The 24916-nt window shown below is 61.7% G+C and carries 21 protein-coding genes and 1 riboswitch; of the genes, 12 read left to right on the forward strand and 9 right to left on the reverse strand.

Features of this window, described 5'->3' with window-relative positions; translation table 11 throughout:
* Positions 1-86: 86 nt before the first annotated feature.
* The 3 genes from ACK4OE_RS19330 (at position 87) to ACK4OE_RS19340 (ending at position 3285) form a co-directional block, all read left to right on the forward strand.
* A complete protein-coding gene (locus ACK4OE_RS19330; RefSeq protein WP_409887147.1) occupies positions 87-1286 on the forward strand; it encodes an acetyl-CoA C-acyltransferase in 1200 nt (399 codons plus the stop codon).
* Positions 1287-1637: 351 nt separating this feature from the next.
* Positions 1638-2507 carry an acyl-CoA thioesterase gene (locus tag ACK4OE_RS19335; protein ID WP_409887148.1) on the forward strand — a complete coding sequence of 290 codons (870 nt, stop codon included), beginning with the start codon at positions 1638-1640 and terminating at the stop codon, positions 2505-2507.
* Positions 2508-2514: 7 nt separating this feature from the next.
* Positions 2515-3285 carry an enoyl-CoA hydratase gene (locus tag ACK4OE_RS19340; protein WP_409887150.1) on the forward strand — a complete coding sequence of 257 codons (771 nt, stop codon included), beginning with the start codon at positions 2515-2517 and terminating at the stop codon, positions 3283-3285.
* A gap of 203 nt (positions 3286-3488) precedes the next feature.
* On the opposite strand, the gene ACK4OE_RS19345 is transcribed toward ACK4OE_RS19340, so the two are convergent.
* On the reverse strand, positions 3489-5381 hold the full coding sequence (locus ACK4OE_RS19345; protein WP_409887152.1) for a putative nucleotidyltransferase substrate binding domain-containing protein: 1893 nt from the start codon (positions 5379-5381) through the stop codon (positions 3489-3491).
* A gap of 178 nt (positions 5382-5559) precedes the next feature.
* Between ACK4OE_RS19345 and ACK4OE_RS19350 the strand changes: the two genes are divergently transcribed.
* From ACK4OE_RS19350 to ACK4OE_RS19360, 3 genes are all read left to right on the forward strand, one after another.
* Positions 5560-5937, forward strand: a complete 378-nt coding sequence (locus ACK4OE_RS19350) for a hypothetical protein (protein WP_409887154.1) — start codon at positions 5560-5562, stop codon at positions 5935-5937.
* A 194-nt stretch (positions 5938-6131) separates the two neighbouring features.
* Entirely contained in the window at positions 6132-6563 is a 432-nt protein-coding gene (locus ACK4OE_RS19355) for an Lrp/AsnC family transcriptional regulator (RefSeq protein ID WP_409887156.1), read from the forward strand.
* 160 nt (positions 6564-6723) lie between these two features.
* Positions 6724-7686 (forward strand): Bug family tripartite tricarboxylate transporter substrate binding protein, encoded by a 963-nt coding sequence (locus tag ACK4OE_RS19360; RefSeq protein ID WP_409887158.1) that lies wholly within the window; start codon positions 6724-6726, stop codon positions 7684-7686.
* A gap of 73 nt (positions 7687-7759) precedes the next feature.
* On the opposite strand, the gene ACK4OE_RS19365 is transcribed toward ACK4OE_RS19360, so the two are convergent.
* The 7 genes from ACK4OE_RS19365 to ACK4OE_RS19395 all read right to left on the reverse strand — a co-directional run bounded on the left by ACK4OE_RS19365 (position 7760) and on the right by ACK4OE_RS19395 (position 16514).
* Positions 7760-8632, reverse strand: a complete 873-nt coding sequence (locus tag ACK4OE_RS19365; protein WP_409887160.1) for an HAD-IIB family hydrolase — start codon at positions 8630-8632, stop codon at positions 7760-7762.
* A 15-nt stretch (positions 8633-8647) separates the two neighbouring features.
* The gene (locus ACK4OE_RS19370) at positions 8648-10384 is read right to left on the reverse strand and encodes a hypothetical protein (protein WP_409887161.1); all 1737 of its coding nucleotides are present in this window, start codon (positions 10382-10384) and stop codon (positions 8648-8650) included.
* Between the two features lie 235 nt (positions 10385-10619).
* The gene (locus ACK4OE_RS19375) at positions 10620-11603 is read right to left on the reverse strand and encodes a glycosyltransferase family 2 protein (protein ID WP_409887163.1); all 984 of its coding nucleotides are present in this window, start codon (positions 11601-11603) and stop codon (positions 10620-10622) included.
* Between the two features lie 11 nt (positions 11604-11614).
* Positions 11615-11965: an EamA family transporter gene (locus ACK4OE_RS19380; protein ID WP_409887165.1), complete on the reverse strand. Its 351-nt coding sequence runs from the start codon at positions 11963-11965 to the stop codon at positions 11615-11617.
* Between the two features lie 9 nt (positions 11966-11974).
* Positions 11975-13390 carry a hypothetical protein gene (locus ACK4OE_RS19385; protein ID WP_409887167.1) on the reverse strand — a complete coding sequence of 472 codons (1416 nt, stop codon included), beginning with the start codon at positions 13388-13390 and terminating at the stop codon, positions 11975-11977.
* 105 nt (positions 13391-13495) lie between these two features.
* Complete coding sequence (locus ACK4OE_RS19390) at positions 13496-14878, reverse strand: hypothetical protein (RefSeq protein ID WP_409887169.1); 1383 nt, start codon at positions 14876-14878, stop codon at positions 13496-13498.
* Positions 14879-14885: 7 nt separating this feature from the next.
* Positions 14886-16514, reverse strand: a complete 1629-nt coding sequence (locus ACK4OE_RS19395; protein WP_409887171.1) for a peptide chain release factor 3 — start codon at positions 16512-16514, stop codon at positions 14886-14888.
* Positions 16515-16683: 169 nt separating this feature from the next.
* A riboswitch (S-adenosyl-L-homocysteine riboswitch) is annotated at positions 16684-16763 on the forward strand.
* 80 nt (positions 16764-16843) lie between these two features.
* Here ACK4OE_RS19395 and ahcY point away from each other — a divergent pair.
* From ahcY to ACK4OE_RS19420, 5 genes are all read left to right on the forward strand, one after another.
* A complete protein-coding gene (gene ahcY / locus ACK4OE_RS19400; protein WP_409887173.1) occupies positions 16844-18277 on the forward strand; it encodes an adenosylhomocysteinase in 1434 nt (477 codons plus the stop codon).
* Between the two features lie 207 nt (positions 18278-18484).
* Entirely contained in the window at positions 18485-19483 is a 999-nt protein-coding gene (locus ACK4OE_RS19405) for a TlyA family RNA methyltransferase (protein ID WP_409887175.1), read from the forward strand.
* A complete protein-coding gene (gene metF / locus ACK4OE_RS19410) occupies positions 19480-20331 on the forward strand; it encodes a methylenetetrahydrofolate reductase [NAD(P)H] (RefSeq protein WP_409887177.1) in 852 nt (283 codons plus the stop codon). Before ACK4OE_RS19405 ends, metF begins: the two co-directional genes overlap by 4 nt.
* A 60-nt stretch (positions 20332-20391) precedes the next feature.
* Positions 20392-20997 carry a hypothetical protein gene (locus ACK4OE_RS19415; protein WP_409887179.1) on the forward strand — a complete coding sequence of 202 codons (606 nt, stop codon included), beginning with the start codon at positions 20392-20394 and terminating at the stop codon, positions 20995-20997.
* A gap of 181 nt (positions 20998-21178) precedes the next feature.
* The gene (locus tag ACK4OE_RS19420; RefSeq protein ID WP_409887181.1) at positions 21179-21505 is read left to right on the forward strand and encodes a septal ring lytic transglycosylase RlpA family protein; all 327 of its coding nucleotides are present in this window, start codon (positions 21179-21181) and stop codon (positions 21503-21505) included.
* Positions 21506-21567: 62 nt separating this feature from the next.
* Here ACK4OE_RS19420 and ACK4OE_RS19425 read toward each other — a convergent pair whose 3' ends face one another.
* Positions 21568-22455, reverse strand: coding sequence for a 23S rRNA (adenine(2030)-N(6))-methyltransferase RlmJ (locus ACK4OE_RS19425; protein ID WP_409887183.1), 888 nt, complete (start codon positions 22453-22455; stop codon positions 21568-21570).
* A gap of 309 nt (positions 22456-22764) precedes the next feature.
* On the opposite strand from ACK4OE_RS19425, the gene ACK4OE_RS19430 reads away from it, so the two are divergent.
* Positions 22765-24681 (forward strand): serine/threonine protein kinase, encoded by a 1917-nt coding sequence (locus tag ACK4OE_RS19430; RefSeq protein ID WP_409887185.1) that lies wholly within the window; start codon positions 22765-22767, stop codon positions 24679-24681.
* The last annotated feature ends 235 nt before the right edge of the window (positions 24682-24916 follow it).

The raw sequence follows: 24916 nt of genomic DNA on the forward strand, positions 1-24916 counted from the left end.
CCGGTGTGGAGCCGGTCGAATGTGTATTTACGTGGGCCTGGATTCCTTCCAGCCGCCCCCCCAAGAATTGAAGGAGTGTCAACACCATGGCTCAAAAACAAGTCCAGGACGCCTACATCGTTGCTGCCACGCGCACCCCCATCGGGCGCTCGGGCCGCGGCTTTTTCAAGAACACCCGGCCTGACGACCTGCTGGTCGCCGCCATCAAGAGCGCCATGCTGCAGGTGCCCACGCTGGACCCCAAGGCAATTGAAGACGCCATCATTGGCTGCTCGTTCCCCGAAGGCGAGCAGGGCATGAACATGGCGCGCATTGCCGTGGGCCTTGCGTTCGACCACCCCGTGGGCGGTGTCACTGTGAACCGCTTCTGCGCATCCGGCATCACCGCGCTGCAGATGGCCGCCGACCGCATCCGTGTGGGCGAGGCCGACGTGCTGATCGCCGGTGGCGCCGAGTCCATGAGCCTGGTGCCCATGGGTGGCAACAAGCCTTCGTTCAACGCAGAAATTTTTGCGCGCGACGAAAACGTGGGTATTGCCTACGGCATGGGCCTCACCGCCGAGAAGGTCGCCCAGCAGTGGAAGATCAGCCGCGAGGCACAGGACGCCTTCGCGCTCGAATCCCACCTGCGTGCCATCAAGGCGCAACAGGCCGGTGAGTTCACCGACGAAATCACGCCCTTCGAAATCGTGGAGCGTTCGCCCAACCTCGCCACTGGCGAAGTGCTGGAAAAGCGCCGCACCGTGAGCCTGGACGAAGGCCCGCGCCCCGACACGTCGCTTGAAGGCTTGGCCAAGCTCCGGCCTGTGTTTGCCGCACGCGGCAGTGTCACGGCGGGCAATAGCTCGCAGACCAGCGATGGCGCGGGTGCCCTCATCGTGGCCAGCGAGAAGGCCGTGAAGCAGTTTGGCCTGACGCCCCTGGCGCGCTTTGTGAGCTACGCCGCGCGTGGCGTGCCGCCTGAAATCATGGGTATTGGCCCTATCGAAGCCATTCCGGCAGCCTTGCGTTATGCGGGCTTGAAGAGCGATGACATCGGCTGGTACGAGCTGAACGAAGCGTTTGCGGCGCAGTCGCTGGCCGTGATCAACACGCTGGGCCTGAACCCTGCGAACGTGAACCCCATGGGTGGCGCGATTGCGCTGGGGCATCCGCTGGGGGCCACTGGTGCGATTCGTGCAGCGACCGTGGTGCACGCGCTGCGTCGGCACAAGCTGAAGTACGGCATGGTCACGATGTGCGTGGGCACAGGGCAGGGTGCCGCTGGAATTATTGAAGCGCTGTGATGGGCTAGTGCGCGGCGGTTGAGACTGGCGCGACTTAGCCTAGCAGCCGCCGCGCGAGGGCGGCCAAGCCGCGGAGGCGGCGCTGCGCTTGCGGGCGCTGGCGGCGTCCCCCTTCCCGCGCATCGCGCGAGAGAAGGGGGAAGCGACGAAGTCGCTCAGGGGGTAGTTCCGAATGCAGGCCGGCGCAGATCGGTTTCGACACAAGGAGACAGACATGAACAAGCAAACATTGCAGGTGAACGAGGCCGTCTCCTCGTGCCGCGCGCGGCGGCTGTCCTGGGCGGCGGCATGCCCTACTGCGAAGTCTCCAGTACGACGGCCTGCGCGGTGGTTTCGCGGCACACTCGCAGCATGACGTCCTCTGCTTCCACTTCTTCGCCTTCGTCGTCGTCCTCCATGCACCCGCTGGATGAAGCGCTGCAACTGACGGCCTCGTCCGCTGCGACTGGCCAGTACGAAGGGCAGACCCACCCCGGCTACTGGAACATGGTGGGGCCGTTTGGCGGCATCACCGCCGCCACGCTGCTGCAGGCCGTGCTGCAGCACCCCGACCGGCTGGGCGACCCGCTGTCGCTCACCGTCAACTACGCGGGCGCTCTGACCGCTGGTGCTTTCACGGTTCAGGCAACGCCTGTGCGTACCAACCGATCGACCCAGCACTGGACGCTGTCGATCCTGCAGGTCGGCGCCGACGGCGCTCCTGTGGTTACCACCACGGCCACGGCTGTGACCGCAGTGCGCCGCGAGACCTGGAGCGTGGGCGACATGCCCATGCCCGAGGTGCCGCCCCCCGTGGAGCACAAAGCCATCGTCGCGCCGCAAGGGGCTGTGGAATGGCTCAACCGGTACGAGATGCGCCCCGTCACCGGCTTGATTCCGCGCACCTGGGACGGCAGCGGCGACCACAGCCTGACGCAGCTGTGGATGCGCGACGCGCCGCCCCGGCCGCTCGACTTTGTGGCACTCGCCGCGCTGGCCGATGTGTTCTTCCCCCGTGTGTGGCTGCGCCGTGCGCGCCATGTGCCGGCAGGCACGGTGTCGATCACCGTCTACTTCCATGCCACGGCAGAGCAGCTACAGGCCACGGGCAGTGGCTTTCTGCTTGGCCAGGCGCGCGGGCAGGAGTTTCGCAACGGTTTCTTTGACCAGACCGTGCAGCTGTGGAACGAAGCGGGCACCATGCTGGCCACCAGTCACCAGATCGTTTATTACAAGGAATAGCAGCACCATGAGCACCCAAGACATCCTCTCCCACACCGAAGCCGGTGTGACCACCATCACCTTCAACCGCGTGGACAAGAAGAACTCCATCACGCGCGACATGTACTCGGCCATGGCCGATGCATTGGAAGCCGCCAAGGCCGATACCAGCGTGCGCGTGGTGGTGTTCCAGGGCGATGTGGCCATCTTCAGTGCAGGCAATGACATTGGCGACTTTCTGCAGCAGCCACCTGCCACGCAGGACTCGCCGGTGTTCCGCTTTCTGCGCGGCATCGCCACCTTCCCCAAGCCTGTGATCGCTGCAGTCTGCGGCCCGGCCGTGGGCATTGGCACGACGATGCTGTTCCATTGCGACCTGGTCTATGCGGGTGACAACGCCGCGTTCTCCATGCCGTTCGTCAACCTGGGCCTGTGCCCCGAGGCTGCATCGAGCCTGCTGGTGCCACAGATGATGGGCTACCACCGCGCTGCTGAGGCGCTGTTGCTGGGCGAGCCTTTCATGGCCGAGGCTGCTTTGGAAGTGGGCCTCGTCAACCGTGTGGTGCCCCCCACCGAGTGCAATGGCGTGGCGCAGGCGCAGGCGAGGAAGCTGTCTGCCAAGCCGTTGTCGTCGCTCATCGAAACCAAGCGGTTGATGAAGGGTGGGCAGACGGCGAAGGTGCTGGAGGTGATGGCGGAGGAGGGCGAGAGCTTTGGGCGCATGTTGCGCGAGCCTGCAGCGCGGGAGGCGTTCTCGGCGTTTATGGCCAAGAGGAAGCCTGATTTCAGCGCAGTTTGAGGTGTTTTTGGGCTCTAGCGCTTATCCAGTAAGCGCTGGCAGCTATTGTTTTTGTAGTTCCAGAATTTCTTGCCCCGCCGCAGGCTCAGCCAGCAGGGGTTGGACAACCGAACATCCAAACAGCCGAGCAACCCTACGGGCCATTGCTCCGCTCGGCCTGATCTGCGCAGCGTTTTGCGGTTGCCCTCACATTGCCGTTGTTTTCAGTAACGCCCTGTCTGGTACCGCTGCCCCAGCACGCCCTGCAGCGTCTGCACCACCGAAAACGCTTCCTTGAGGTGGCTGCGTTCAAAATTGGACAACTCCTCCAGCGCTAAAAAGTTGTCAGGTGCCTCGCCCTGCGCCATCTGGCGTGCCTGGTGCGCAATGCGCAGCTTAGACAAAAACTCCAGGGCGTCGCGCAGGTCGCGGGCGCTTTGGGGGCTGACTTCGCCGGCCACGGAGGCCACTTCCAGGCGGTCGTGGGTGTTGATGGCGGCAACACCACCCGCCAGCGCATACACCCGCGCCAGGTCCACGATGGGCACGATGCCGCTGTGCTTGAGGTCGATGGTGCCCGCGTTCTCGCCGCCGCGGATGCGGGCAATGGTGCCAAACAAGCCCAGGGGTGGGCGGTGCTTGAGCGCATTGCCCACCATGTGTGCCAGAAACAGGCTGTTGCCGCGCGTGCGTTGCAGCACCTCGGTGCGCAGGGATTCGAGCAGCTCGGCTTTGCCATGGATGGCGCGCAGGTCAAAGAACACGCAGGTCAGCATCAGCGCCATGGGGTCGGGTGTGTCCACCCATTGCTGAAAATACTGCGCCCAGCGCTGACGTGGTTGGCGCCATTTGTCGGTCATGGCCATCATCTCGCCGGGGCAGTGGATGTAGCCGCACTCGGCGAGCCCATCGCACACAAAGCGCGAGAAGGCACGGAAGTAGTCACCGTGTTGCGCGTCGTTGTAGCGGTCGTCCAGCACCATGCAGTTGTCCTGGTCGGACTTGGCGGTTTGCTCGCTGCGCGCTTGCGAGCCCGCGGCCACCCACACGTAGTCCACCGGGGGCGGGCCCAGCTGTGCTTCGGCCAGGTGAATAAGGCGCGTGGTCAGCGCGTCGGTGATGGTAGTGATGATGTGGCCGGTGCTGTAGGCGCTGGCGTCGGCGGCAGCCAGGTGCTGTTGCAGCGGTTTGATCTTGGCACTGACGCGGGCCAGGCCCTCCACCGTGGTCTGTTTGTACACATCGCCCGCCAGGTACACGGCCGAGGTGCTGTGCTGTTCGGCCAGGTCGGTGGCGGTGATCATGCCCGCGATGCGCGTGCCGTCCATCACCGGGATATGGTGGATGTTGTGCCGCGCCATCAACAGCAGGGCCTCGAACGCGGGGCTTTGCGCCTGCAGCGTGATGGGTGCCAGCGTGGCGATGTCGGACACGGGGCGGTCGATGTCCAGCCCTTGCGCGACCACGCGGTTGCGCAGGTCGCGGTCGGTCACCAGCCCGAACAGGTGGCCTTGTTCCACCAGCAGCACCGACGACACGCGCAGGTCGCGCATCTGAAGCGCGGCAGCGCGGATGGTGGTGTCGGGCGGTAGCGTGATCGGGTCGCGCTTGATGAGCGCGCGCACGGGCGTACCCAGCAGGTTCAGGTGCACGCCGGAGCCGGGGGGCTGCGCCGCCGCGGCCACCGCAGCAGCCGCGGTCGAGGGCTGCCCCGCGCTGGGCAGCGACGGAAAGTAATACGCCAGCGCGCCATGGTCGCGGCACAGCGCGGCCACAGTGTCGGCGTCCAGCCAGGCGATGTGGCTGTCGGATGCGGCAGTGGCCTGCCAGGTGGTCAGGTACTGCGCGGGCGTGGCGCCAAAGCCAAACATGTCTCCGGGCAGCAGGTGTACGGCCATGTCCAGGTCGGGGTCGTGCAGGTCGACCGCGCCGCTCACCACCAGCCCGGTGCGGCTGTGCAGGCGGCCCTGGAGCAGCAGTGTGGTGCCCACGTCCGAGGCCTCCAGTTGCCACAGCGGCGCCAGCGCCTCCAGCGTTGCGGCGTCCAGCTGGCTCCATACACGGTGGCTGGTCAGCGCCGTCTGAACGGTGGCGAGGGTGTGGGGGGCTGGGTTCATGGCGGCAGGACCAGGCAACGGGGTGGGTCATTGTTGCAGTGGTGGCGCAGCGCGGGGGCAGGGTTGTTACCTGCATTGACCTGGGTCAGCGGGGTGCAGGGCCTTGGCTTGTGTGGTGCCGCGGTTGCACTTGCCGTAGCATGGGTGCGCCTGTCTTCCTCAGTAACCGCCGCTGTCCGTGCCATCCCCTCAACCCCCCACCTCCACCGTTGTGTGGCTGCACCCCGAGGCGCCCGCAAAGCCCTCTGAGGGTGCGCCGTGCAACGGCTGTGGCCTGTGCTGCCTGGCCGAGCCTTGTCCGCTGGGGGTGGTGGTGTCGCGGCGGCGGACCGGTGCCTGCGTTGCCTTGCGCTGGAGCGACGCCGACCAGCGTTACTGGTGCGGCATGGTGGCCGACCCGGCAGGCGTAACGGGCCTGACCCACCCCTGGGCCGTGCGGGCGATGTCGGCGCTGGCCCGCCGCTGGATCGCGTCGGGCGTGGGGTGCGATGCGCGGCTGCAGACGGCGCCTGTGGTTCCCCCGCATGACAGTTTCGACAAAAATGCTATTGATTAGATAGCTGGTAGCGCTTGCGTATCAAGCGCTACAGCCTTTTTTGGCTTGGATTTTTTGTGACGATGCCTCACTGTAGCGATGTTTGGCGTGGAGTCGGGGAGCGTCTGTCACCCATGCTCGCTCGCGCATCCACAGGGAGTCAAGCCGGTCAAAATGCGCCGTGGATTGGCAATATGCCAGTTTCAGGACCCCCCATGCCCCAGCTGGACGACACCGACCGAGAAATATTGAGCATCCTGCGCGCCGACGCCCGCACCCCGGTGTCGGCGCTGGCGCAAAAGCTGCGCGTGTCGCGCGGCACCGTGCAAAACCGCCTGCGCAAGATGGAAGAGAGCGGCGTCATCGTGGGCTACACCGTCCGTCTGCGGCCCGACTCGGAACCCCAGCGCATCCGCGCGTGGATGAGTATTGCTGTGGAGGGGAATGCCGCGCCGGAAGTAATCCGCACCCTGCGCGGCGAACCCATGGTGGGCACGCTGCACAGCACCAATGGCCGCTGGGACATCGTGGCCGAGGTGCGCGCCGAAAGCCTGGAGGCATTTGACGCTGCGCTGGGGCGCATCCGCCTTACGCCCGGTATTGCCAATACCGAGACCAGCATTTTGTTGTCGACCTACAAGGTGTGAGCTTCCCGCTGGAGGGGTCTCCGGGTGCATGCCCGGCAACCGACGGGTCGACTTTGCTGGCGCCTTGGCGACAGGTCATAGGGGGTTTCCTGCATGCTGCACTGCACCGTGCTGAAGTCCAATGGATGAGTTTTTGTCTTTGCTGTTTCAGGAGCCCGCCATGCAACGTCGTCACATCATTCAATGGGGAGCCGCCAGCCTCGCCGCGCCCGCGTTCATGGCCCAGGCCCAGAGCTTTCCGAGCAAGCCCATCAAGCTGGTCATCGCCTTCCCCGCAGGCGGCCCTACCGACATCACCATGCGCTCGCTCGCTGACAACGCCAGCAAGATACTCGGCCAGCCGGTCATTGTCGAGAACAAGCCCGGTGCCGGTGGCACCTTGCCCGCCCAGGCCCTGCAGACTGCACAACCCGATGGCTACACCGTCGCCCAGATCCCTCTGGGCGTGTTCCGTTTGCCATACACCACCAAAATCAACTGGGACCCGGTCAAGGACATCAGTTACGTGCTCAACGTCACGGGCTACGCGTTTGGTCTGGTCGTGCCTGCTGATTCACCGTTTAAGACCTGGGCCGACTTCGTGGCCTGGGCCAAGGCAAACCCCGGCAAGCTCAGCTACGGCTCCACCGGCACCATGACCAGCCCGCACCTGACCATGGAACTGATCGCCCAGCAATTGGGCCTGGAACTGCTGCACGTGCCCTACAAGGGCAGCGCCGACCTCATGCAGTCCATCCTGGGCGGGCAGATCATGGCAGCTGCCGATTCCACCGGCTTTGCCCCACAGGTCGAGGCTGGCAAGCTGCGCGTGCTCAACACCTGGGGCGCCGAGCGCTTGGCCAAATTCCCCGATGCCCCCACGCTCAAGGAGCTGGGTCTGGACCTGGTGCAGAACTCGCCGTTTGGCATCGGCGCCCCCAAGGGCACGCCTGAAGCGGTGGTCAAGCGCCTGCATGACGCCTTCAAGCAGGCCATGGAGCAGGAAAGCTACCGGACCGCGCTGGGCCGGTATGACATGGTGCCCATGTACATGAGCACTGCGGCGTACCAGAAGTTTGCGCAAGACACGTTTACGCGCGAGAAGGCGCTGGTGGAGAAGCTGGGGCTGGCGAAGCCGCAGTGACGCGGCGCGTTCGTAGCCCCTCCGCCATGGGGTGCTACGTAATGCATAGCTGCTGGCGCTTATCGGATAAGCGCTAGCAGCTGTTTTTATTCAGAATCGCCTGCGCCACCTCGGCAAATCCCGCGCCCCGCTCTCCCTGCGTTACATAGCGCGGAAGGTGCGTGAGCTGGGGCACAAAGCGGGCGATGTTGGCCACGCCGATGCTGTGGGGGAAGTGCTCGAACATGATCTGGTCGTTGGTCGAGTCACCCACGTAGACCCAGCGATCAATCTCGGCATCGAGATCGCGCCCGAACAGCTCGCGCACGATCCAGCGTGCCCCCTCCAGTTTGTTATGAGAGCCAAACCAGCCATTGATGTGGATGCTGCTGACCGTGGCATTCATGCCCGCCGCACGCATGATCTGCACGCAATGGTCGATGGCAGTCTGGGGCAGGGTGGTGAACTCGCTGTGGTCGATGGCGATATCGCACTCGCGGCCGGGTGAGTCGGTGGCGCGGCGGGCACCGGGGACCTCTGATTCGATTAGCTCAAGCGTGTCCTGCATGCGCGAGTAGTTGGCGGCCCGGGTGGCGGCATCCTGTTGATATATTTTTGATGGATATTCGCGCTTCCCAGCAGGACGCGGAGAGCTGGGGCGCTGTGCTTCGGTGCTCCGTCGCAACAACCCCACCGCGCCGTTTTCTGCCACGATGGCATCCACCGGCCAAGTGGCTGCAAACGGTTCACTCCAGCCCACGGGGCGCCCTGTGACCGGTATGACATGCAGCCCCGCTGCTTGGAGCTCCGCGATGGCATTCAGGGCACTGGGCGTTATGGCGCCATCTGTGGTGAGGGTGTCGTCGATGTCGGTGAGGATGCCTATTGGCGATTCGGGCGGTGACCACTGTGCAATCGATTGGAGGCGTTCGTGCAATGTTGGCCAGTGTGGAGTTGCAGCTGTCATTTTGATAGCGGAGTCTTAGCGTTTTGCGAACTCGATGATGGCGCGGTAAAACTGGTCGGCTCCATCCTGCTTGTTTTCAGGCCGCAACTCCATGCGATTGATGGCGAACTCACGGCCTCTGAATCTGTCTGGGATGAGCGAGATGTAGTAAGGACTGATGAAGCGCGCCCCTTGCTCGTATTGCGCTTTCATGGCTGCTAGATGCACTCCCTTGGATTTCCACTGCTGCGGATTAAATTCTGGAACCCCATAGCCGGTGATCTGCTGCTGCTTTAGATAGTCGCGCATCCAGGGGCCATTCGTCGCGCCTCCATACATGTTGATTCCCTGCTTCCATGGCATGGTGCCAAGCAGGGTCTCGTCGGCGGCGAAAAGCTGCGGGTTCCAGGAAGAGTTCACCCGCGGCATGATCTGGTGTGAATAGAGCTTGTCTGCCGGTAACCCGGCACGCAGGGCCAAGTTGTGGAATTGGGTTAGCAGGCTCTGTACCTGCCATTGGCGGTAGAGGTTCCACTCCCTCGCCACTGGATTGAAGTAGACGTCTTGCTTCGCTTGGGGGAGGTCCAGCCACGCTCGCACACCGGGTAGCTTCTGGACATCCGGTAGTGAGGCTAGCGTAGGCGCCCTGCTGTCTGATGTCTTGGACTGGTCCCTGGCAATTACCGCGAACTCCACAGAGGCCAATTTGTACCGTATGCCTGCAGACTTAGCCACGATCTGGGCGTAGTGCCAACCCGGTGCCAGCGCGGTGTAATCGAAGTCATATCGGAACCCAACGCTAGGGCTCGTGATGGATTCCACGGCGCGGTACACATCCAGTCGGTTGAAGCCCTGCGGCACAGGGCCGATGTGGCGACCATCCACGTATAGATCCAACTGCTGAATTTTTTGCTGAGGGTCCCACAACCAACCAGACAGCGCAAGCGTGCCATCGGCGAAAGCATCGTAGTGTTCGCCGAAGTTCGATAGCTTTTCTTTGCGAATATTCCGTGCAGGGGCTGGTACTTCTTTGAAAGACGTGAACGCCATGCCGGTGAGCGCATTGAACCGGACTATGCTGGTGTGGCGTTTCTCCAGCCATGCGCGAAAGCCCGCAACTGATGCCGGGTTGTAGTCCGTGACCTGGATGTCTTTGTAGGCGCCCATTCCGTTGGAGAAGTCCGGGAACATGTGGTGCAGTTCGCCCATCAAGTTGATGGCGATGATGCGTTCCTGCACCTCACGGGGTAAGGCCAGAATCTTCTTGGCTACGTATTGCAGTGCCCTGTACCTGTACCGGTTGACCGGAATGCTTGCGTCCGTCTGCAGTGTGTATGGGATGACCGGGTAACCGAAGTAGTTGAGGTCGAGCGGCTTGCCATCGCGCAGTTGCATGAGGTTTTGCGGATCTTTCTGCAACTCGCGAGTGAGGGGGCCAAAAGAATCGAAGTGATCTGCGGCAAGGTAAATCACCACAGGCCGACGGACCTGGGTGACGAGACGCAGAAAATCGTCCACTTGCGTTTCGTCGATCTCCCATCCCTTCGCTGTGCGGTGGTAAACGCCAAGCAATTGCAATGTAGCGGTGAAACCTACTTGCACCTGGCCTTTCGGACCGCCTGGCTCCAAGGTGTCGAGCACCCGATTCAGCGCAGCTGAACCAGGGGCCTTGAGCTGTCTGCAACGTGACTCAGCCTCATTGGCGTTGGTGATTCGCTTGTCGCGTTCTGCCTCGTCGCACATCTGGAGGCCTTCGATGACGGGTGCAACCACCAGGGGCTTTCGCGGGGCAGGCATCTGGGCCGTAGAGGGCAGGGCCAAGCACAAGGTGCACAGTAGGGCAATGGTGTGGGGTAGGGTGGGGAGTTGAGTTCTGTATGGAGCCATGTGATTCGGTGCAGTCGGTTGGGGGGCGTGCTGCCATACGACCTCGCAGGGCTCTATGCCGGGCGTATGGCGTGTGAGGAGCGCAGGCGATCAGAGGCGGTGCCTTCAGTGTCGACCAGCCTCAGGGTTGCGCTTCTTCCAGATCGTCAATGTGTTCCCGCAGGGAGATTTGCAGGGGGTCGCTGGGCACGTTGCTGACGTCATGGTGCAGGAATGCAATCAACAGCTGGATGCCGACCAAGATCGGCATGGCGGCGAGCATGACGGTGCCACTTGTGGCCGGAAGATGGCTTGCATTGCTGTGGGCCCAATGCCACACACCGAATGCCCCGCCGACGAACACCAGTAGGCTGCCGCAAAGGCTATAAACCGAACCAACGTTGAAGTCGCGCACGAGGTAGTTGTACACGTAGCGACGTCCAAGGCGCGACAGGTGCTTTTTCAGAAACTCGGGCAGTACACGGCTGATCTTGAGGTTGGACTGCTCGTCGGCGTATACCGAGTCCATGGGCACGTCGCGCACTACTGCGCGAATCGTGTTGAGACGGAACAGCATGTCGGTCTCAAAGAAATAGCGCTTTTCGAGCTTGTCCAGCGGCAACTCCCGCAACACGCTTGTGTGTACGGCCGTGTAGCCATTAGTGGGGTCCATGATGGACCAGTAGCCGCAGCTGAGTTTGGTGAGAAAGGAAAGCAATGCATTTCCCACCAAGCGCACGGGTGGCATGCCTCGCACTGACTCGGGTCGGAAGAAACGATTGCCCTTGGTGTAGTCCGCTTGCCCAGACAAAATCGGATGCACAAACAGAGGCAGCAACTTCGGGTTCATCTGTCCATCCCCGTCGACCTTGACGACGATGTCCATGCCGTCGACCAGCGCTTGCTGGTAGGCCGTTACCACCGCGCCCCCTACTCCTTGGTTCTGCGGATTGAAGAGCACCTGCACGCGCTGATCCTTGCAGTGCTGCATGATGAAGGCGCCGCTGTTGTCTGGGCAGGCATCGTCTACAGCGTAAATGCGCGTGACGGACGCTGGCACCGTTCGGATCACATCAAGCACATGCTGCGTGACTTTGTAGCAGGGGATGGCAACAGCAATCTTCATGTGCGGTTTTGTCATGCGGCCCTCGCTGTGAGTGCGATGCCCGCCAGAATCAGCAGCCCTCCACCCAATGTCTGCAGGTGCAGGGGTTCACCCAGAAACAGCCAGCCCAGCGCGGGCACGATGATAAAAGCCAGTCCCATGAGCGGGTAGGCTAGGTGCAGCGGTGCGCTGCGCAGCACCCAGATCCAGAGAAGGGTAGTGAAGCCATACAGCGCCAAGGCTGAAATCAGCCAGCCATTGAAGATCCAGTCGTGCAGGCCCGCTTCAGCGGGCAGACGCAGGGCAGCCTTCTTGAACATCAACTGGCCAATGGAAATGCCCAGTACGCATAGCAGGGTCATGGAGGTGAGAAACGCGGACATGTGGAGCGATCAAATAGTTGGCCGTTGGTTGTCTGTGTGGGCCAGTGGAGTTGTGGTGCTTAGCGCTGGCAAGAGCACCAAAGGCAGCGTAAAGAACGGGAGCAAATAGCGATACTCTCCTGCGATAGAGAATACGAAGATAGCGCCCAACTGCAGCGCCATGGGTATCGAAATCAACAACAGCGGCGCATGCCGGGCACGCATGCCATGCACTAGGCCCCAGGCGAGCAACGCAAGACCGAGCCATGGCGTCCATAGGAGCCAGCGCCAGGCGTAGCTCCAAGCGTGGATGCGTTGCAGGGCATGCTCTGCCGTCTCCCAGTGAAAGCGGCGATAGGTGGATTGCGAGTGAACCCGTGGTAGTACGTTGGTTGCATAGGCCAATGCAGGGAATCCGCCCTGCGCCAACGCCGCCGCCAGGAAGACATTCACCCGGCTCGCCACGAAGTCCGGCAGGTTGTGCCAGAGGTTGTGGGTGAGGAATTCACGCACGACGGTTGCCTTGTCCTCTGGCGAAAGGCTGCCCAACTGAGGGCCATCGGGGTGAAATACCAGCATGTCCCAGTAGGCAGGATCGCGGTAAGCCTGGAGGGGGGTGAGCGGGCGGTTGCGGGTCAGGGCCTCAATGGTGCGCGGGGACACCTTGGGCTCTGCCAGCACCCATGGATCGTTCATATGTGGAAACTGCTTCCATAGGTCGTTCATCGCACGCGTTTGCAGAAAGCCTGCTGTTTCAAATACCGCGAGCGGATACATCGTTTCTTGTGTCGATGTTTTGTGCCAACGGGTGCCTATGAGAATGACTACGCACCATGTCCCGATGACCAGCAATAGCCAGCGTCGGCTGTTGCGATCAACCCAGACGGCAGCTAGGAGAGCTGGGATGAGGAACACTAAGCCATTGGGGCGCACGAAAACAGCGAAAGGAAGGGCAAGTGCAATCGTGGCCAGGGAGGCTCCGGTTATGGAACGCCGCGTAACCGCCAGCCAGAGTTCGAAAAGCAGACTAGCCACAGCGATCGCAAACAGGCCATCGGGGTACAGCGTGCCCATGAAATACACCATGTGTGGTGCAAGGCAGATGGCCAGCAGAGCGAAGGCCATGGTCTTGTAAAGGCGGTTTTCCCAATACCACGCCAGCATTCGAGCGAGCATGATGGCGCATACCAGCAGGGCCATTGCCACCGGAGCTTCCACCCGCGCTGTGCCCTGGTAGAACAATCGAACGAAGTAGTACCACAGCACAGTTTTGCCTGACCGGAAGGCAGCGGGGTCCTGCACTTCAAGCAGGATTGCAACACTGTCCTCGCCCAGTACGCCGGGCCAGAACACGGCCAGCCATAGGCCATAGGCGGTTACCAGCAGCCCAAGCATCAGTAGAAAGGTACGTGATGCCTTGAGGCGAGAGCCGGGTGCGGTGTTCATGGCGTTCGCTGCGTAGGGGGGCAATGGGTGATGCGGGTAAGGCGTGTGCGGTAGCCCCGCACTATTTATGTGCCGTAGGGAGAAGCGGCCTTGGAACTGTATCAACTAGATGGTGGCGGAATGAGGCGATGGGTCCGTTCGGTGCATCGCTACGACGGGCAGTAGTGCTATGGACACAGTAAAGAAAGGCAGCAGATAGCGATATTCACCCGCAATAGAGAAGATGAAGATGGCGCCCAATTGCACGCCCATGGGGATCGACACAATGAGCAGTGCTGCGTTGCGTCTTTTAAGTCCTTCGACAAATACCCACAGCAGCAGAGCGATGCCGAGGAACGGAGTCCAGAGCAGCCATCGGTATGTAAAGCTGTAGCTGTAGCTTTTCATCAGTACCCTCTCTGCCTTCTGAAGCTGGAAGAGTCGATACATGGATTTTGTTTCAATCTGAGGAATGATGTACTGTGAGTATTCGTAGCCCGGAAGCCCCCCTTGTGCGAGCGCTGCCACGAAGAATATGTTGACGCGGCTCCCCAGGAAGTCGGGGAAGTTGTGCCACAGGTTGTATGTGAAGAAATCACGCACCACCGTTTTTTGGTCTTGTCTGGGTAGCGTCATAACGCGGGGGCCATCTTCCTTGAATTGCAATGGGTCCCAGTAGTCGGGGTCGTAGTGGCTCAGGTAGTTTTCGATAGGGCGGTGTCTTTGCAGTGTCTCTATTGTTTGCGCGAGTAGGCGGGGCTCCGCCGTCCATAGATTCATGGGGCGTGGCTGCAAAAAGTTCACGGTCTCATAGATCGCCAATGGATAAACGGCGCCATGGCTTGAAGTTTTATGCATGCGTGACCCCACCAAAACCAGCACACACCAAGCCAGCAGAACGAGCCCCAACCAGCGTCGACTCGCGCGATCCACCATGAAGATGAGGATGGAGACGGGCAGCAGGAAAATAAATCCGTTCGGCCTTGCGAACGCCGCAAACGGCAGCGTTAAAGCGACCATGGCCAAGGCTGTGGGGCTCAGTTTGCGATCGCGAGTTCCCAGCCACACCTCGAACATCAGCCCCGCCACAGCGACGGAGTAAATGCCATCGGGATACAAGGTGCCTATGAAGTAAACGGTATGCGGTGCCAAGCATATAAAGACCACCGCAAACCACACTGTTTTTTGCAGGCGCTGCGCCCAGCACCATGCGAGGATGCGGGCAAAGATGAGCGCGCACAGCACCATGATGGCTGCGATAGGCGCTTCTGTCAGCTGAGTGGGTTGATAGAAAAGCCGCACGAAGTAATACCAAAATGCCGGCTTCCCTGAGTGGAAGCTATCGGGTTTTTGGATTTCTAGCAGGATTGCCAGGCTGTCTTGGCCCAATACCCCTGGCCAGAACACGATCAGCCAGCATCCGTATGCAAGGACCAATAGCGTAAAAAATGCAGCAAAGGGCCGCCTGGTTTTTACACAAGTGCTCAGGGTAGATGCTGGATGTTGCATCAATTGATTAAGCACTTGCCTGCAACGCCAACCCCGCATGCTCCCGCAGCGGATGAAAGTGAATCTTCGGAAACCGCTCCTGCGCTAACCTCACGTCATACGGTGACGTGCACAGATAAGCCAGCGTATCCGCCGCATCGTGTGCCAAGCGCAACGGATACGCGTCCGTAAACGCACGCAGATCGGCCGCGTTGTCCGCCGTGATCCACCGCGCTCCGGTGTACTGGCAGCCCTCCAGCCGCACGTCGGCGTCGTACTCAGCCTTCAAGCGATGCTGCACCACTTCAAATTGCAGCTGACCCACAGCACCCAGCAGCATATTGCCACCAGCATCGGGCTTGAAGACCTGGATGGCGCCTTCTTCACCCAGCTGGGCGAGGCCCTGCTGCAGTTGCTTGGTGCGCAGCGGGTTCTTGAGCACTACGGTCATGAACATTTCGGGCGCGAAGAATGGCAGGCCCGTGAACTGCAGGTTGGCGCCATCGGTGATGGTGTCGCCCAGCTGCACGCCGCCGTGCGTGGTGAAGCCGATGATGTCGCCCGCGTAGGCTTCTTCGACAGCCTCGCGGCGCTGTGACATGAAGGTGACCACGCTGGTGGGGCGCAGTTCTTTGGAGGTGCGTTGCACCTTGAGCTTCATGCCCGGCATGTATCTGCCCGAGGCCACGCGCACAAAGGCGATGCGGTCGCGGTGGTTCGCGTCCATGTTGGCCTGCACCTTGAACACCACGCCGGCAAAGCCTTCATCTTCGGGCTGGATGGTTTTGACCACTGGCTGCTTGTTCACCTGCAGCGTGCTGATGCGTGGGCCGGGCGGGGGCGACATGTCAACCACCGCGTCCAGCACCTCCATCACACCGAAGTTGTTGACGCCTGAGCCGAAGAACACGGGCGTGAGTTTGCCCGCCAGAAAGTCTTCGTGGCTCCATGGTGCGGAGGCTCCCACCGCCAGCTCCATGCTCTCCAGCGCATCGTCAAAGCTTTGGCCGAAGCGCTTGCGCAGCCGGTCGGACTCGGTCAGCGGCACTACCTCAAAGTCTTTGGGGCCGCGATCGCTGCCGGGGGTGAACACCGTCATGCTTTGCGTGCGCAGGTTGATGATGCCGCCGAAGCTTTTGCCCTGGCCTACGGGCCAGGTGATGGGGCAGCAGGGCATGCCCAGTTCGCGCTCCACTTCGTCCAGAATGTCCAGCGGGTCGCGAACCTCGCGGTCCATCTTGTTGACGAATGTGATGATGGGTGTGTCGCGCTGGCGGCAGACCTCAATGAGGCGACGGGTCTGTGCTTCCACACCGTTGGCGGCGTCGATGACCATCAGCGCAGAGTCAACAGCCGTCAGCACCCGGTAGGTGTCCTCGCTGAAGTCTTTGTGACCTGGGGTGTCGAGCAGATTGACCACGTGGTCGCGGTACTCCATCTGCATCACGCTGGAGGCCACCGAGATGCCGCGCTGCTTTTCAATCTCCATCCAGTCGGACGTGGCGTGGCGGCTGGCCTTGCGGCCCTTGACGGCACCCGCGATCTGGATCGCACCCGAGAACAGCAGCAGCTTTTCTGTCAGCGTCGTTTTACCGGCGTCAGGGTGGGAAATGATGGCAAAGGTGCGGCGGCGCCGTGTTTCTGGGGCGTAGGACACAAGGGTTCCTGAATGGGGTGGGCGTGGGGCGGATCGCCTTGCGCGGGAATCGGTCGGCCTGTGCCTGCAAGCGTCGCAGGTGGGCGGTGCGGGATTTTACCGTTCCGTCAAATGCATATCGTGGTTTCTTGGGGCGTGGCGCTTCTGGGCACTTGCTTTTATAATCCGCCGATCCGAGGAGCGTTGCAGCGTCCCCAGCACATGCGGGGCGTGAGGCTCGGAGTCATCTAGCAACGACGCTCATCCACTTCTCGTGTGGTGAGCTTTTTTACATCCGCTCACGCCCGCGACCAGTGGTTTTTCAACATGCTTTGGAGCAAGAAACCATCATGAACGCACGCGTCAACGCCCCGGTCAACACCGACTGCATCATTGCCGACATCGGCCTGGCCCCTTGGGGTCGCAAAGAAATCCGCATCGCTGAAACAGAGATGCCCGGCCTGATGGCCATCCGCGAGGAATTCGCGGCCAAGCAGGCCCTCAAAGGTGCGCGCATCACCGGCAGCCTGCATATGACGATCCAGACCGCCGTGCTGATCGAAACGCTGCAAGCCCTGGGCGCCCAAGTGCGCTGGGCCTCGTGCAACATCTTTTCCACACAAGACCACGCCGCGGCTGCGATCGCTGCCGCTGGTACGCCCGTGTTCGCTATCAAGGGTGAAACCCTGGCCGAATACTGGGACTACACCCACCGCATTTTTGACTTTGGCGCCGCTGGTACCGAAGGCGAAGGCCCCAACATGATCTTGGACGATGGCGGCGACGCTACGCTGCTCATGCACCTGGGCAAGCGTGCCGAAAAGGACGCCTCGCTGATCGCCAACCCCACCAGCGAAGAAGAAATCTGCCTGTTCAACGCCATCAAGGCCAAGCTGGCCGTGGACCCGACCTGGTACAGCCGCAAGAGCGCCCACATCATTGGCGTGACCGAAGAAACCACCACGGGCGTGCTGCGCCTGAACGAAATGGCCGCCAAGGGCAGCCTGATGTTCCGTGCCATCAACGTGAACGATTCGGTGACCAAGAGCAAGTTCGACAACCTGTACGGTTGCCGCGAGTCGCTGGTGGATTCCATCAAGCGCGCCACCGATGTGATGATCGCCGGCAAGGTCGCCTGCGTGGCCGGTTACGGCGACGTGGGCAAGGGCTCGGCCCAGGCCCTGCGCGCCCTGAGCGCCCAGGTGTGGGTCACCGAGATCGACCCCATCAACGCCCTGCAGGCCGCGATGGAAGGCTACAAGGTCGTGACGATGGAGTACGCTGCCGACAAGTGCGACATCTTCGTGTCGGCCACCGGCAACAAGAACGTGATCCGCTACGAGCACATGGCCGCCATGAAGGACGAAGCCATCGTCTGCAACATCGGTCACTTTGACAACGAGATCGATGTGGCTTCTCTGGAGAAGCTGCAGTGGGACGAGATCAAGCCCCAGGTCGATCACGTCATCTTCCCCGATGGCAAGAAGATCACGCTGCTGGCCAAGGGCCGCCTGGTGAACCTAGGTTGCGCCACCGGCCACCCCAGCTTTGTGATGAGCTCCAGCTTTGCCAACCAGACCATTGCGCAGATCGAGCTGTTCACCAAGCAGGACCAGTACGAAGCCGGCAAGGTCTATGTGTTGCCCAAGCACCTCGATGAGAAAGTGGCACGCCTGCACCTCAAGAAGGTGGGCGCCATGCTGACCGAACTCACGGACGAGCAAGCCAACTACATTGGCGTGTCCAAGCAAGGGCCTTACAAGGCCGACTCCTACCGCTATTGACGTCTGCTCCAGGCGCGTCCTGCAGGCAAATGCGTACTCGCGGCCCGGCAGTGCCGGTGCCGCGGTGGCATGAACCTGTGGATCACGCAGTAGACGGGCAATAGGTGAGTTTCGGTATTGGTGCTGAATTGCTCATCTATTTATAGCTGGTAGCGCTTTATGGATAAGCGCTAGAGGCATTTTTTACTTATATTTTGGATGGATGCCATGCGCGCAGATGTCTTTTTGGTGGAGCGTGGGCATGCGGCCACGCGCTCACAGGCGCAACGGTTGATTGCGGCGGGCGTGGAGTGGCGGCTGTCGCCGCTCGCGCCCTGGCAGAAGGTGGTCAAGAACGGTGACGATATTCCGTCGATCGCCGAGGCGCAACTTCTGGACGATGCCGAGGCCAAATACATCTCGCGCGGTGGGCTCAAGCTGGAAGGCGCTTTGCAGTCGACAGGCGTGTCGGTCAAAGGCTTGCGCTGTCTGGATGTGGGGCAGAGCACTGGCGGCTTTACCGATTGCCTGCTGCAGCAGGGCGCCGCCCAGGTGATCGGCGTGGACGTCGGTCACGACCAGTTGCACGACCGCTTGCGCAGCGACGCGCGCGTGGTGTGCGTGGAGGGTGTGAACGCACGTTCGCTCACACCCCAGGCGCTGGAGCTGGCCTGTGACCTGGCGCTGTCTGAAGTCATCGAGGTCGAAGAAGACAACGACACCCAGCCCGAGGCGCCCTACAGCTGGATGCGCAACGGCGGCGAGGTGGACGAGGAGTACGACGACAGCGACGACGCCAAAGACAAGGACATCGAGCATTTCAAGTCCGAGCGCGCGGCGCTGGCCAAAGCGCGCGCGCAGGGCACGCTGCCGGTCGAGCGCCGCCGCCGCCCCGACCGTGCGGACACCGACATCACGCCGCTTTTTGATGTGGTGACGGGCGACCTGTCGTTCATCTCGCTCACGCTGGTTCTGCCCGCGCTGGTGCCGCTTCTCGCGGAAGGTGGCGACCTGCTGATGCTGGTCAAACCGCAGTTTGAACTGCAGCCGGGGCAGGTGGGCAAGGGCGGCATCGTGCGCGATGAGTCGCTGTACGCGGTGGTTGAAAAGCGCATTCGCGATTGCTGCGCCGAGCAGGGCCTTGTGGTCAAGGCGTGGCTCGACAGCGCTATTCAGGGTGGTGACGGCAACCGAGAATTTTTTGTTCATGCGAGGAGGGCAACATGACTGCTGCCAGCGCACAAGGCACCGGGTTCCCGGTGAGTTTCGAGTTTTTTCCCCCCAAGACGCCCGAGGGCGCCGACAAGCTGCGCGCGGTGCGTCAGCAGTTGTACGCACTGCACCCGGACTTTTGTTCCGTCACCTATGGGGCTGGTGGTTCCACGCAAGAGGGCACCTTTGGCACCGTGCGTGAGATCCTGGCCGAGGGCGTGAGTGCGGCGTCGCACTTCTCTTGCATCGGTGCCACGCGCCAGTCGGTGCGCGAGCAGCTGGTCACCCTCAAAGCCATGGGCGTGAAGCGCCTGGTGGCTCTGCGGGGCGACCTCCCCAGCGGCTACGGCGCGGGGGGCGAGTTTCACTACGCCAGCGATCTGGTGGCTTTTATCCGCGCTGAAACGGGCAGCGACTTTCAGATCGAGGTGGCGGCATACCCCGAGGTGCACCCGCAGGCCAAGTCCCCCGACGCGGACCTGAAAGCCTATGTTGCCAAGGTGCAGGCGGGCGCGGATGCCGCCATCACGCAGTACTTCTACAACAGCGACGCGTACTTCCGCTTTGTGGAAGACGCACAGCGACTGGGTGCCGATGTGCCCGTGGTGCCGGGGATCATGCCGATTTCCAGCTCCACGCAGTTGATGCGTTTCTCGGATGCCTGTGGGGCGGAGATACCGCGTTGGATCCGGTTGCGATTGCAATCGTTCGGCGATGACACCGCCAGCATCAAGTCCTTCGGCCTGGACGTGGTAACAGACCTGTGCGACCAGTTGCGCAGCGCCGGCGTGCCCGCGCTGCACTTCTACACCATGAACCAGAGTGTGGCGACGCTCGAGATTTGCCGTCGACTGGGGATTTGACCAGTGCCTCCATTGGCTACCATTGAGCCCTTCCAAAATTAGCTGAGGGATGAGGTTGCCATGAAACTTGGAGGCGTTGCGTTATTGCTGGCCTTGGGCTGCTGGGGGGTGGATGTGCAGGCGCAAATCCGCTATCACTGTCGGGATGACCGTGGAAACACGTTCAGTTTGTCCCGGCCGTGCCCCGAGGGGGCCAGGACGACAGCCGCAGTGGCTGCGCCAGCGCCCGCGCAGTATTCGGCGCCCCGTTATGACAATGCGCCGGTGCGATCTTCGTCGGAGATGCCGGACCACCACCAGTACATGAGTTCGCGGTGCAGGACGCTGGACGAGAACATGCGGTCGGGCTATTCCCGGGGCATTAAAGCCGATGTGCTTGAAGGCATGCGCCGCGAATACCGCAGAGATTGCCGCGAGCAGGAGCAGGATGCCCAATCACGTCTCTCCAGCGAGCGCAGAGCCAGGGACAAGGAGCGCAGGGAGTCTGAAAAAGAGTCGCAATTGGCCGCAGAGGCCTCAAGGGCTGAAGAAGCGCGTACCGCCCAGCAATGCGCAGAGTCGCGAAGGATCCTCGGAAACAAGAAAGCTAGAACAGACCTGACAGATGGGGAAAAGAATGACCTTCGGCGATTTGAAGAGGCGTTCCTGGCCCGTTGCAAGCGCTGAGCCCTGGCGCTGGCTTCGTTCGTCGATCGGGTTTGCGCTACTGATCTCGGCGTCGCATGCCGCGGAGCCAGCGGATGCGCCTGAGGCTTTTTGGGAGCAGGAGGTTGTTGGTAGCGGGTTGCGATTCCCGCAGCCTGCCCTGCCCAATGACCCGCAGGAGGTTGTAGAAATCGATCCCCCTGTGTCCGCGGAGACCGGGCTGGCATCGTGGTACGGGCCCGGGTTTCACCGCCGCAAGACGGCGAGTGGGGAGCGGTTCGATATGTTTGCAATGACGGCTGCCCACCGCACGCTGGCGTTTGGCACACTCATTTGTGTGCGAAGCCAGATCACGGGCCGTGGCGTGGTTGTTCGCGTGAATGATCGTGGGCCGCGCGTGCCCGGTCGTGTGGTGGACTTGAGCCGCGCAGCCGCAATTGAACTCGGTTTGCATGGACTGGGGCTCAAACCCGTGGATGTCGTACCCTTGACCAACGGTCAATCTACCTGCAAAGACAAAGACGACTGAGGCAACGTGGTCGGCCCGCAGTCGCCTTCAGGTCGCCCTCGTCCACGAGGGCGAGGTGTGGACTATCCCCCCGATTCCAGCGTGTGGGTTGCGTGTTTGTCCTGTGCCAGCAGCTCAGCCATTTGCGGCAGTGCATCTTTCAATGCCGCTTTCAGCGTGTACGGAGGATTGATCAGAAACATGCCGCTTGCCGGAAGGCCCGGGCGTTTGATGTCGCCCGCAGCGTTTTCGGTGAGTTTGCTGTTCTTGACCGTCAGCGTGGCGTGCAACCAGCTTTTGCCTGCCTTGGTCGCCAAGGTCTTGAGGCGGCGAGGCAGGTCGTGCGCCTCGGGGCGTGGAATGATTGGGTACCAGAATGCGTAGGTGCCGGTGGCAAAGCGTTTGAGCGAGTCGGCCGCCATGTCGAGCACCTTGGAATAGTCGCTCTTGATTTCATAGCTGGGATCGCACAGCACCAGAGCGCGGCGGGCCGGTGGAGGCAGAAATTTCTTGATGCCTTCAAAACCGTCTTCGTGCAGAACGGCGATTTGGCGACCCGCCTCCAGTTGAGCGACATTGCCAGCCAGCGCACGCAAGTCGGTAGGGTGCAGTTCAAACAGTTTGAGCTTGTCGTGGTCACGCAGCAGGCGGTGGATGATGAAAGGGGAGCCGGGATACACGCGCAAAGCGTTCCCCTGGTTGAAGGCGCGCACCATCTCCACGTAGGCCTGCAGCGCAGGGGTCAGCGTCGGCGTTGAAGCCGCGAAGAGGCGAACGATGCCGTCAACGGCCTCTCCGCTGGTGCTTGCGTAGTCGCCATCCAGACGGTACAGCCCCGCACCCGCGTGGGTGTCCAGCACGGTCAGGGCTGCGTCTTTCTCTGTAAGGTGTTGCAAGGCGGCGATCAAAACCGTGTGTTTGAGCACATCGGCATGGTTGCCTGCGTGGAAGGCGTGGCGGTAACTGAACATGGCCCTATGGTAACGAGTGTGGTGTCTGCACTGGACGATGGGGTGCCGCTGAGCCCTTCGTGGCTTGGCCACTTGGCATGATCGGATGCGGTTTTGTCATGATCGCGGGTGGTGTACCCTCACGCGCCACGGCACAATCGGCGGTTGTTCGGCTAGGCTGTGACGTATTTGGCAGACAGGATGCTTTTTGTTTCTGATGTCCGAACTGCCATAAAGCATGATCGCGAGGGTGTCCATTTTTTTGGCCATTTGCGCGGTCCCCCGCCGCATTTTTAATCCGTCCAAGCCTGCCCGCCTCGTTTTCTCACCATGACCGATAGTCCCAGCCAAGCCCCAGTCAGCGGTGTCAGCCACGTGGATGCGCTGCCCCCTGGCACCCGGCTTGCGGAGTTCGAAATCCTGTCGCTGCTGGGCGTTGGCGGTTTTGGCATGGTCTACAAGGCGTTTGACCACTCGCTGCATCGCGCTGTGGCGATCAAGGAGTACATGCCCTCGGCGCTGGCGGGCCGTGCGCAGGGGCAGTCACTTTGGGTGCGGTCTTCGTCAGATCAACAGACCTTCCAGACCGGTTTGGCATCTTTTGTGGACGAGGCGCGTCTCCTGGCGCAGTTTGACCATCCCTCGCTGGTCAAGGTGTTCCGCTTCTGGGAGGCCAACAACACCGCATACATGGTGATGCCGCTCTATGTCGGCATGACGTTAAAGCAGGCGCGCGCGCAGATGCGCACTCCGCCGCCGGAAATCTGGTTGCGCAAGCTGCTGTGGACGGTGCTCGGTGCCCTGAGGGTGTTGCATGACGGCAAGACTCTGCACCGTGATATTTCGCCCGACAACATCTTCTTGCAGGACAACGGCCCCCCGGTGTTGCTGGACCTGGGGGCGGCGCGGCATGCTATCAACGATCAGGATCGCAAACATACGGCCGTTCTCAAGGTGAATTACGCGCCCATAGAGCAGTATTCCGATGGTGACGAGGAATTGCGCCAGGGGCCGTGGAGCGATTTGTATTCTCTTGCGGCCGTTGTGCACGGCTGCCTGTGCAACGACACCCCGCTGCCTGCCACGTTGCGCTCCATCCGGGACCGCATGGTTTCCTTTCCGCGTGTTGCCAAAACCGTGAAGCGCCAGTTCGGGGTGGAGTACTCCGCGCCGTTTGTGGCGGCCATCGCGCAATCGCTGTCGTTGCGTCCAGAGGACCGGCCGCAGAGCATTGACGCGTTTTTGCAGGCCATGGAGATGACCTCTCCGCCGGACGGGGTTCAGCTTTTTGATTTTCGCGCGGACCTTGGTGACATCTGGGTCGAACCCGCCGACCAGCCTGGCCCTGGCCTGCTCACCCCTACGGTTGATGTCACGTCTGCCGCCCAAATGGTGGCCGAGATTCAGGCGCAAGCGCAGCGCGCTACAGCCAGTGACTTGGCAGAAGCCGATGCGCAAGATCACGCTGCGGATCAGGGTGGGCCAGACACCGTGATGATTGATCCACGGGATACGGTTTTTCTCGACGGGGGCGACACGGTAGCGCAAGAAGACTCCCGTTACGACGTTGTGCTGCCCGCTGTGCGCAAGGAGCCAGGAGGGCGCCAGCAAGTGTCGGCCGATCGTCGGGCTGCGCACGGCGATCGGGACACTGGCAAGCCAGCGAAGGCAGCCAAGTCACTTCGGCGCTCGCCTGTGGTCTGGCTGGTAGTGGGGGCCTTTGCCGTCGTGATTGCCGCCGCAGGCGTGCGCTGGGCGCAGCAGGTGTCAGAACCCAAAGATGACATCATCACGGAGATGGCGGAGCCGCCCGCACCGGTAGTCGCCGCAGATGCGGCCTTGGAGGATGCCAGCGCAAGTGCTTCGATGTCAGAACTGCCGGCTTCAGCCGCCAGCGAAACCGTGGTAACTGCAGACATAACAGCCGCTGCCGCAGCGGCGCCTGCGCCCAAGCCCGTGCCGCGCGTGGCGCCCAAAAAGGTGGTGGAGCCCGTCTCGACCCCGATAGTGGTGCAAGAGGAGCCACCGCCAGAGCCTCCACCGGTCGTGGTTGCGCCCAGGCCCAGGCCTGCCCCGGTGCGTATTCCTCCACCGCAAGAGGTTTGCGCCGAGGCCAATTTCCTGGCGCGCCCCATGTGCATCCACCAAGAGTGCCAAAAGCCATCGCAGGCCGGGCAGCCCATTTGCGTGGAAAACCGCAAGCGCTACGAAGCGGAAGAGCAGCGCCGCCGGCAGACTCCCAACTGAGCCTGGAAGACGCGCTCCAGGGCGTCAGCAGATGCTGGCTTGCGTTGAAGCAGGACTAATTCGTATAATCGAGGGCTTCGCAGCGCTTTTGTGGTCCCGCGGCGAAGATTTTCTGCCACCTAAGAGGCTTCCTTCAGAGAAGCACCGACCGTGGAAAAGGACCCGCCAAACCCTCTTTTGAAGAGAAAACTCATGACTACTACTTTCAGCGCAAAGCCCGCTGAGGTTGTGCACG

Source organism: Acidovorax sp. (assembly GCF_046314175.1).
Lineage (GTDB): Bacteria > Pseudomonadota > Gammaproteobacteria > Burkholderiales > Burkholderiaceae_C > Acidovorax.

Coding starts and splice junctions, on each gene's coding strand:
- ACK4OE_RS19330 (WP_409887147.1), top strand. CDS start 87: ATGGCTCAAAAACAAGTCCAGGACGCCTACATCGTTGCTGCCACGCGC.
- ACK4OE_RS19335 (WP_409887148.1), top strand. CDS start 1,638: ATGACGTCCTCTGCTTCCACTTCTTCGCCTTCGTCGTCGTCCTCCATG.
- ACK4OE_RS19340 (WP_409887150.1), top strand. CDS start 2,515: ATGAGCACCCAAGACATCCTCTCCCACACCGAAGCCGGTGTGACCACC.
- ACK4OE_RS19345 (WP_409887152.1), bottom strand. CDS start 5,381: ATGAACCCAGCCCCCCACACCCTCGCCACCGTTCAGACGGCGCTGACC.
- ACK4OE_RS19355 (WP_409887156.1), top strand. CDS start 6,132: ATGCCCCAGCTGGACGACACCGACCGAGAAATATTGAGCATCCTGCGC.
- ACK4OE_RS19360 (WP_409887158.1), top strand. CDS start 6,724: ATGCAACGTCGTCACATCATTCAATGGGGAGCCGCCAGCCTCGCCGCG.
- ACK4OE_RS19365 (WP_409887160.1), bottom strand. CDS start 8,632: ATGACAGCTGCAACTCCACACTGGCCAACATTGCACGAACGCCTCCAA.
- ACK4OE_RS19375 (WP_409887163.1), bottom strand. CDS start 11,603: ATGAAGATTGCTGTTGCCATCCCCTGCTACAAAGTCACGCAGCATGTG.
- ACK4OE_RS19380 (WP_409887165.1), bottom strand. CDS start 11,965: ATGTCCGCGTTTCTCACCTCCATGACCCTGCTATGCGTACTGGGCATT.
- ACK4OE_RS19385 (WP_409887167.1), bottom strand. CDS start 13,390: ATGAACACCGCACCCGGCTCTCGCCTCAAGGCATCACGTACCTTTCTA.
- ACK4OE_RS19390 (WP_409887169.1), bottom strand. CDS start 14,878: ATGCAACATCCAGCATCTACCCTGAGCACTTGTGTAAAAACCAGGCGG.
- ahcY (WP_409887173.1), top strand. CDS start 16,844: ATGAACGCACGCGTCAACGCCCCGGTCAACACCGACTGCATCATTGCC.
- ACK4OE_RS19405 (WP_409887175.1), top strand. CDS start 18,485: ATGCGCGCAGATGTCTTTTTGGTGGAGCGTGGGCATGCGGCCACGCGC.
- metF (WP_409887177.1), top strand. CDS start 19,480: ATGACTGCTGCCAGCGCACAAGGCACCGGGTTCCCGGTGAGTTTCGAG.
- ACK4OE_RS19415 (WP_409887179.1), top strand. CDS start 20,392: ATGAAACTTGGAGGCGTTGCGTTATTGCTGGCCTTGGGCTGCTGGGGG.
- ACK4OE_RS19425 (WP_409887183.1), bottom strand. CDS start 22,455: ATGTTCAGTTACCGCCACGCCTTCCACGCAGGCAACCATGCCGATGTG.
- ACK4OE_RS19430 (WP_409887185.1), top strand. CDS start 22,765: ATGACCGATAGTCCCAGCCAAGCCCCAGTCAGCGGTGTCAGCCACGTG.